The organism is Acinetobacter stercoris, assembly GCF_900323515.1.
Classification (GTDB): domain Bacteria; phylum Pseudomonadota; class Gammaproteobacteria; order Pseudomonadales; family Moraxellaceae; genus Acinetobacter; species Acinetobacter stercoris.
The window spans coordinates 1-6,359 of record NZ_OOGT01000217.1 but is presented as its reverse complement, the minus strand read 5'-3'; the positions used below and the strand labels follow the sequence as shown (position 1 = coordinate 6,359).

Annotated in this window: 9 protein-coding genes and 1 pseudogene; 3 read left to right on the top strand and 7 right to left on the bottom strand. The window is 34.4% G+C overall.

The annotated features are described in order from the left end of the window. Window positions 1-847: replication initiation protein RepM (repM, locus tag KPC_RS16850; RefSeq protein ID WP_146196658.1), on the bottom strand; the 847-nt coding region annotated here is incomplete at its 3' end. Between the two features lie 495 nt (window positions 848-1,342). Between repM and KPC_RS16845 the strand changes: the two genes are divergently transcribed. Together KPC_RS16845 and KPC_RS16840 are read left to right on the top strand one after the other, a co-directional pair. Next, entirely contained in the window at window positions 1,343-1,654 is a 312-nt protein-coding gene (locus tag KPC_RS16845; protein WP_121975509.1) for a type II toxin-antitoxin system prevent-host-death family antitoxin, read from the top strand. A gap of 11 nt (window positions 1,655-1,665) precedes the next feature. Continuing rightward, window positions 1,666-1,947 (top strand): type II toxin-antitoxin system RelE/ParE family toxin, encoded by a 282-nt coding sequence (locus tag KPC_RS16840; protein WP_228212297.1) that lies wholly within the window; start codon window positions 1,666-1,668, stop codon window positions 1,945-1,947. Here KPC_RS16840 and KPC_RS20475 read toward each other — a convergent pair. Together KPC_RS20475 and KPC_RS16835 are read right to left on the bottom strand one after the other, a co-directional pair. Next, window positions 1,927-2,079 carry a hypothetical protein gene (locus KPC_RS20475; protein WP_171334530.1) on the bottom strand — a complete coding sequence of 51 codons (153 nt, stop codon included), beginning with the start codon at window positions 2,077-2,079 and terminating at the stop codon, window positions 1,927-1,929. The two genes, KPC_RS16840 and KPC_RS20475, sit on opposite strands and share 21 nt — an antisense overlap. Before the next feature lie 321 nt (window positions 2,080-2,400). Further along, window positions 2,401-3,093, bottom strand: a complete 693-nt coding sequence (locus KPC_RS16835; RefSeq protein ID WP_121975507.1) for an alpha/beta hydrolase — start codon at window positions 3,091-3,093, stop codon at window positions 2,401-2,403. A 63-nt stretch (window positions 3,094-3,156) separates the two neighbouring features. Here KPC_RS16835 and KPC_RS16830 point away from each other — a divergent pair, with 63 nt between their 5' ends. Next, the gene (locus tag KPC_RS16830) at window positions 3,157-4,032 is read left to right on the top strand and encodes an AraC family transcriptional regulator (RefSeq protein ID WP_121975506.1); all 876 of its coding nucleotides are present in this window, start codon (window positions 3,157-3,159) and stop codon (window positions 4,030-4,032) included. Between the two features lie 40 nt (window positions 4,033-4,072). Here KPC_RS16830 and KPC_RS16825 read toward each other — a convergent pair whose 3' ends face one another. The 4 genes and pseudogenes from KPC_RS16825 to KPC_RS16810 form a co-directional block, all read right to left on the bottom strand. Further along, window positions 4,073-4,711, bottom strand: coding sequence for a DUF5710 domain-containing protein (locus KPC_RS16825; protein ID WP_121975505.1), 639 nt, complete (start codon window positions 4,709-4,711; stop codon window positions 4,073-4,075). A gap of 168 nt (window positions 4,712-4,879) precedes the next feature. Beyond that, a complete protein-coding gene (locus KPC_RS16820; RefSeq protein ID WP_121975504.1) occupies window positions 4,880-5,401 on the bottom strand; it encodes a plasmid replication DNA-binding protein in 522 nt (173 codons plus the stop codon). 92 nt (window positions 5,402-5,493) lie between these two features. Further along, entirely contained in the window at window positions 5,494-5,958 is a 465-nt protein-coding gene (locus tag KPC_RS16815; protein WP_121975503.1) for a hypothetical protein, read from the bottom strand. Next, window positions 5,948-6,359: pseudogene (locus KPC_RS16810) on the bottom strand (RepB family plasmid replication initiator protein); the annotation flags it as partial. The gene KPC_RS16815 and the pseudogene KPC_RS16810, both read right to left, overlap by 11 nt.

The window sequence follows — 6,359 nt, the reverse complement described above, 5'->3', positions numbered from 1 at the left end:
CCTCATAACTTTCACCGACTACAGCTAAATGGCTTAGCTCATGAAGTTTAGAAAGTTGATTTCCAAAAGTATGAATCTGTGCATCTGTCATTTCATAAAACATATCAATCGTATTTTGATCTCTGTTAATTTCTTCTATTTTTTTTAGTTTTTCTTTTTGCTTGAGTTTGAAAGCGAATCCAGCAATAGTTTTTCCTTGCTTATACTGATCGTATGTTACTCGAATATCTGTAGACTCATTTATTTGGCTCATAGCAGCGTCAAGAACACGCCTTTTGAAGGTATCCATACGTGGATAGTCACTATCACCCAAACCAAGCTTAGAACGCAAATCAGCAACGTTTATGATGGGTGTTTTACCTACTTCTCGCCATGCAATTAATATTTCATACAATCGGATGGCATATTTACTGGTCAGTTGCGATACTTGTTTAAGCTGATAACTGGTAAATTGTTGCTCTAATCTAGTAATTAAAGGAATTACCTCTATTGTAAATGCTAATTCCAAAGTTGCGGCATCCTCAATATACGCAATGCTTTGCACCCATCTAGATATAACTTTTTTACTTTTTCCAGTTTTCTCATCAAAAGTCATATAACTAAATTGACGACCAAACAAGTTATTAACTGCATTTTTCAAAGCCTTATAGGCAGCATGCTTGTCTACATTAAATTTATTCATGTAGTCACCTGCATACACTCTTAATTTTGTATACGCATCAATATCTATGTTCGATTCTCGTGCCTGAAGAATTGCAAGCAAAACCAACCTCTGCTCCACAGTGTCTAAGTTATAACTTGCATTGATTAATGCATTGTCTTTAACAATTAGTTCATTTACCAAAATAAAACACCATTAATAAATTATGGTGTTATTACAACATAGTCTATTGATGGTGTAAATAGGTGACTTTTTGGTGTGGTATAGGTGACTTTTTGGTGTGGTATAGGTGACTTTTTGGTGTGGTATAGGTGACTTTTTGGTGTGGTATCTCCTCTGTATGCATTGGTATAAAAGGCTTGTAGCTTGTCTAAAAACATTTAAAAGTATTAAAAATATATAAAAACACGCTTCGCAATTTTTTTAATAAAAATTTAAAAGAAATTTTATCTATTTCGATAATATTTTTTGGATAAGAATTCATATAAGAAAACATGTCTATTTTCTAGGGACAGGGTAGGGTTTGTATTCCCGCCAAATAAATTTTCCGCCATCAAACCACCTGATCAGGGCATAGCCCCGATACCCCTAAAGATGTATAACGGCAAAAATAAATGGTAATTGTATAAAATGAGATTATAATAGCTAAAATGACTACTTCTAATGAACAAGAGGTTTGATATGCAAGTGATTACAGCCAAAGATGCCAAACTTCGTTTTGGTGAATTACTTGATACCATGCAACGTGAACCTGTGCTTGTGACCAAGAATAAACGTCCAGTGGGTGTATTCCTCTCTTTAAAAGATGTGAAAGGCACACACCTAGAGCATTTGTTTGATGTATCAGAAGATGATTACAACAAATTAGACAAAGAGAAGATTCAAGCAGCTTTAGATTCTTTAAAAACCCATCCTGAACAAGTGACTGCCATGAAAAATGTCCATGAAACAGCGATGCAAAAAGCACGAGCATTGGTGGCGAGCCATAAATAATGGATTATCAGGTGGTTTATACGCCATTGGCGGAACAAGATTTAGTGGAAATCCTAGCTTATGGGATTGAAAGGTGGGGTGAACAACGTACAGAAGCTATGTATATGCAGATTACAGGGCAATTAGAGGATTTGTACTTCTTTCCCTATCGTAGTCATGAAAAAGGCTCTTTAGGGACACGAGAATTGCTTGTAGGCAATAATCTGTATCGAGCAATTCTTACCATTGATGAAACGATAAAAAAGGTATTTATTTTAAGAATTTTGCATACATCACAGGATAAACAGTTTTAGTTTACCTAAACAATATTTCCCCGAACTGGCTAGAAATGTCGAATTTTCTTGGCGGAATGTACCAAAAAGTCCAGAAAATGGGCGAAATGTTTCAGATGGGAAGTCGGACAGATTGACTAATTCACAAGTCACTGAAATACCTAATTTTTATTAGGTATTTCGCATAAGCTGTATTATGGTAAGTTTAGGAAAGCTTAAATTAAATTATTTCGTTTTATGATCTATATATTAACAACACGACAATATATGTCCTAGGACCAGAGAATTTATTTCCTAACTTTGCTATTGTTCCTTTTTTGATAGTTGTATTTAAGGCCTGTAATGAATTCGAGTAATAGTCACTTTAATGAAGTTCATCCGACTCTAATTAATAAGACAATTCCTCTCTTTGAGATTTCAAATCTATAAAACATATGTTTTATAGATTTGAAATTTGAAAACTATGTCTTAAATTTATATGTCTGTTTCAATGGCATCTATTATAAATTCAGCGATTGCCAGTGGCTGAGACGCAAGTGAGGCATGACTAGCATCCAATGTAATCACTTTTTGTGGATTCATCCGTTCTGCCATATATTTCTGATTTGCAGGATTAATCATTCGATCTTGGCTAGAAATTTGATACCAACACGGTTTGTTTTTCCAAGCTGGTGTACTAATTGTATTAGAGAAGGTCGATTCTAAAGGCGCTTTTTGTGTTACAGACATAACCCAAGCATCCTCAACATTGAGATCTTGGCAGAAACTTTCATGATACTTATCATAATCAATCCAAAGATACCCATCACTATCTGGACTAATACTAGAAAAAGCAGCTGGAGGATTTTTTTCTGTGATTTTACCTGGACTTTCGCCTGTATCTGGTGCAAAGGCAGCAATATAAATAAGACCTGAAACATTTGATAGATTACCAGCTTCTGTAATGACAGCCCCACCATAAGAATGACCAACAAGAATAACGTCATTTTGTTGTTGCTTAATCATTTTTTGCAAACGCTCAACATCATTTGCAAGCGATGTTAAAGGAAGCTCAACTGCACGAATATTATGATAACCTTTTCGCTCAAGTTCTGGAATCACTTTAGCCCAATGAGCAGCTCCCCCCCAAAAACCGTGCACTAGAATAATTGTTTTGTTCTTAGACATTGAATAATTCCTTGAATTAATATGATTTGAGATTAAGAATAGTTAAAGCATTATGGAGAATCCATGATTAATTCTATTAATAAATTTGCACATACGCCTAATTTTAAGGATGCTTTATCCGATGTTCTAGGTTTAATTCGCTTCACTGGTGGGTATATTGAAGTGCATACATCAGGCTCAATGAGTGATATAAGTCTCAATACAAGCGAACCATCCTTATTAATCATAAAAAGTGGAACATTTTATTTTCGTTGTGAGGATTATTCCCCTGATCCGATCGAATTATCTGAGGGCGATATTCTTCTTACATTTAGCTCTGAATTTTCGATATCGTATCCCCATAAACTAATAGAATCTGAATGGTTAAGAGGAACATTTCAATATGATCAACGATTATCAAAACGGTTATTGTACTGTTTACCCAAAGTAATTGTTATAAGGCGCGTAACATATGGGGTTATGGATTGGTTAGAAACAGCTTCTCAATTTGCATTAAATGAAATAGAAACCAACGAACCAGGAAGTACTATAATGATCTCACGTATTATGGAGCTTCTACTTATACGAGTTTTAAGATTATGGGCATTGGAACCAAATATAAAAGCAAATTGGCTTTCAGGGGCGGCTGATCCAGCTATCGGTTATGTATTAGGTGCTATGCACTCAAAACCTGAAAAAGCATGGACAGTATGTGAACTCGCTAATCTGGCGGGTCTTTCCAGATCTGTTTTTGCCTCTCGTTTTGTTGCTTTGGTAGGTGAACCACCTTTTAGGTATTTAATTGGATTAAGACTTGATAAAGCAGCAGAATTATTACAACAAACCAAACGAACTATTTTTCAAGTTGCAGAAGATACTGGATATGCTTCAGAAGCAGCATTTAGTAGGGCATTTAAACAGCGGTTTGGTTCTAGTCCTTCTTATTGGCGTCAACAATAGTTTTAATATTTAACATAAAATTTCTTATCCGAAACTCAGCTCAATCAGTTAGGTTGAACATTTCAAATAACTCATCCATATTTGAGCTGTAATTACCATAGCCATCTCCATTACATTGAATCGGTTCATTTATTTCTAGAAACTCTAATAGCTCTGCTTGCGATTCACTAATTGGGAAGAAAGGTGAATCAACCTCTTGATGTAACCCAAAATCCCCTTGTTTCATTCCGCAATGCTCACAATGATTCATCCAATATGTTGTATTTACTGTTTTACTAAAATCAGAATGATATCGAGGAGCTAATTTTTTAATAGTATTCTCAACGTTAATGGTCATAGCAGAAAGATAACTTACAAAGGTTGGATTATTATGGATATTTGGTATCCATTCCTCTGTTTCTTCACCCTCATCATATTCAAGGAAAAGAGCTGTTGGAGGTACGGCAATGGAAAATACAAAAGTGTCTTTATTGCAAGACCAACAAGAATAAGTACTTCTAGCCAGATAAAATTTATCAGCTTTAATATTATAGTTTTCTTTAGGAATCCACTTTGAAAAGGGATCAACTGATATTCCATCAGGAACATACCAAACTTTATTTGTACTATCCCATTTTGCTCCTAGAGATTTAGCGTGGTCTTTTTCTTGATAAGGTACTTTTAAATCTGTCCGTTTCATTTACTATCCAACTTCTAATCGCTAATTAAATTTAGGGGTATCGGGGCTATGCCCTGATCAGGTCGTTTGTTGACGCCAAAATTTTGGGCGGTGATACAAACCCTACCCTGTCCCTAGAAAATCGACATCAAATAACCGTAAAAATATAATTTCTAAAAATAACAAAAATTATCCATTAGGTAAAAAAAATCTATGCAAAAAGCTACGTTTAGGAATTTCTTCTTCCTCTACATTAGGCACATGATATTTTTTAGCTGAATTATCCTTAACAGAAGGCTCTGTTACTGTTTCCTTAATCGTGTCTTTATCTTCAGAAAATACAGGTTTCTTCATTTCAATTAACGTCAAAAGCGTATCAATACGTTGGTTTGCCTTTTCTTCCCTGGTCTCAGCTTTATGCAACTGCTCTTTTAAGAATCTGATCTGATTTTCAAGTTCTTTGACTGTATTATGCATGTATTCTTCATTGTATTCATGTGTATTCACTGTATGTATTGGATACGTATCAATACGTTTTTTAGATTTCTTCTCGTATGGCTCTCCATACACTCTAAGTAGTTCTGAAAAATCAATTAATCCATCATTATCTCTACTTAATATACCGTTTTTTATATCTTTATATAAAGTTGCCCTAGACTTTTTGTACAGTAATGCCGCATCACTTACAGTGTATTTTGTGACTGTATTCATGGTGTATTCACTTGTATTTTAAATCTGTATTGGAAACGTATTGTAAAATACATTACCAATACATCAAGAGTATGCGTTCCTTTCATCAAGTTCTAAGATCTTAGCGTAAGATGTGTAGAAATTTCGTGTAATTCAAGCCGTTCATGAATGGTTAAATGCTTTTCTTTTTTGGCGTATTGAGGATTTTTCAAAATCTCCAATTCTTTTTGCTGCTGCTGATACAAATAATTTAGTAAAAAAATATCACCTTGTTCTTCTAAATTTTTGAGTGCATTAGGTTGGTAGGTTGCCCATCGATCTAAAATGAAATACGCATGGATATCTAACTCATCACAACTTCTGATGTATTGAATAGTTTTAAGATCTAATAATTTCTCTGCGTGAGATAGTGGATTTAATTGTTCAAGATCATAAATACTGTATAACTCAACGTTATTACTAGAATTTGAAATTGTCGCTCTTGAAGCCACTTCTTTGCGATAGTTTTCATCCGTACTCATACGATCATGAGTGATTAACGCATGATTTATAAATTTTTCCATCGTTTCATTTCTCATAGTTTTTCACCTTTTTGCTAAACCCTAATTGGCTCAAATAGGGATGGAGTTGTTTTTGCTGTTCAGGAGCTTTCAGCATTTGTTTAATACGAGAAGCTAAGTCCTCATAACTTTCACCGACTACAGCTAAATGGCTTAGCTCATGAAGTTTAGAAAGTTGATTTCCAAAAGTATGAATCTGTGCATCTGTCATTTCATAAAACATATCAATCGTATTTTGATCTCTGTTAATTTCTTCTATTTTTTTTAGTTTTTCTTTTTGCTTGAGTTTGAAAGCGAATCCAGCAATAGTTTTTCCTTGCTTATACTGATCGTATGTTACTCGAATATCTGTAGACTCATTTATTTGGCTCATAGCAGCGTCAAGAACACGCCTTTTGAAGGTATCCATACGTGGATAG

Excerpts from the sequence above, each read along its gene's own strand:
- KPC_RS16845 (WP_121975509.1), top strand. The coding sequence starts at position 1,343 with ATGCAAGTGATTACAGCCAAAGATGCCAAACTTCGTTTTGGTGAATTA.
- KPC_RS16835 (WP_121975507.1), bottom strand. The coding sequence starts at position 3,093 with ATGTCTAAGAACAAAACAATTATTCTAGTGCACGGTTTTTGGGGGGGA.
- KPC_RS16830 (WP_121975506.1), top strand. The coding sequence starts at position 3,157 with ATGATTAATTCTATTAATAAATTTGCACATACGCCTAATTTTAAGGAT.
- KPC_RS16825 (WP_121975505.1), bottom strand. The coding sequence starts at position 4,711 with ATGAAACGGACAGATTTAAAAGTACCTTATCAAGAAAAAGACCACGCT.
- KPC_RS16820 (WP_121975504.1), bottom strand. The coding sequence starts at position 5,401 with ATGAATACAGTCACAAAATACACTGTAAGTGATGCGGCATTACTGTAC.
- KPC_RS16815 (WP_121975503.1), bottom strand. The coding sequence starts at position 5,958 with ATGAGAAATGAAACGATGGAAAAATTTATAAATCATGCGTTAATCACT.